At 50.6% G+C, this 767-nt stretch carries 1 protein-coding gene; it reads left to right on the forward strand.

What is annotated here, in order from left to right:
- Nucleotides 1-57: 57 nt before the first annotated feature.
- Nucleotides 58-752 (forward strand): IS1-like element IS1N family transposase gene (locus L2I46_RS29240; RefSeq protein WP_087786203.1). Its coding sequence is split into 2 segments (ribosomal slippage): nucleotides 58-304 and nucleotides 304-752, totalling 696 coding nucleotides; the frame shifts between segments, so codons are not numbered across the junction.
- Nucleotides 753-767 lie beyond the last annotated feature (15 nt).

Consider the following 767-nt stretch of genomic DNA (forward strand, 5'->3'; position numbering starts at 1 on the left):
GGTGATGCCTCTAATTAGTTGAATCTGATGTATAATGCGGGCTTTTGAGGTTCTTTCATGGCCAGCGTTAACATTCATTGTCCTCGTTGTCAGTCTGCACAGGTCTACCGCCATGGTCAGAACCCTAAAGGCCATGACAGATTTCGCTGCCGTGACTGCCACCGCGTTTTTCAGCTCACTTACACTTATGAGGCCCGTAAGCCGGGCATTAAAGAGCTGATCACTGAAATGGCCTTCAATGGCGCCGGGGTTCGCGATACCGCCAGAACACTGAAAATTGGCATTAACACCGTCATCCGGACTTTAAAAAACTCACGCCAAAGCGAATAACGTCTTCGCCCGTTGCTCATGCTGATGTGGCGCTTATCTGCGAACTTGATGAGCAATGGAGTTTCGTTGGCAGTAAAGCCCGGCAACACTGGCTCTGGTACGCGTATAACACCAAAACAGGGGGTGTACTGGCCTACACTTTTGGTCCCCGTACCGATGAAACCTGCCGGGAACTACTGGCACTGCTTACGCCATTCAACATCGGCATGATCACCAGCGACGACTGGGGCAGCTATGGCCGGGAGGTGCCGAAGGATAAGCATCTGACCGGAAAAATATTCACCCAACGGATTGAGCGCAATAACCTGACGCTGCGCACCCGCATTAAGCGCTTGGCTCGTAAAACAATCTGCTTCTCGCGTTCAGTAGAGATCCACGAAAAAGTCATCGGGACGTTTATTGAAAAACACATGTTCTACTAATTGGAAGCATCACCC

The sequence above is a fragment of the Klebsiella sp. 2019SCSN059 genome (assembly GCF_021739525.1).
Taxonomy (GTDB): domain Bacteria; phylum Pseudomonadota; class Gammaproteobacteria; order Enterobacterales; family Enterobacteriaceae; genus Klebsiella; species Klebsiella quasipneumoniae.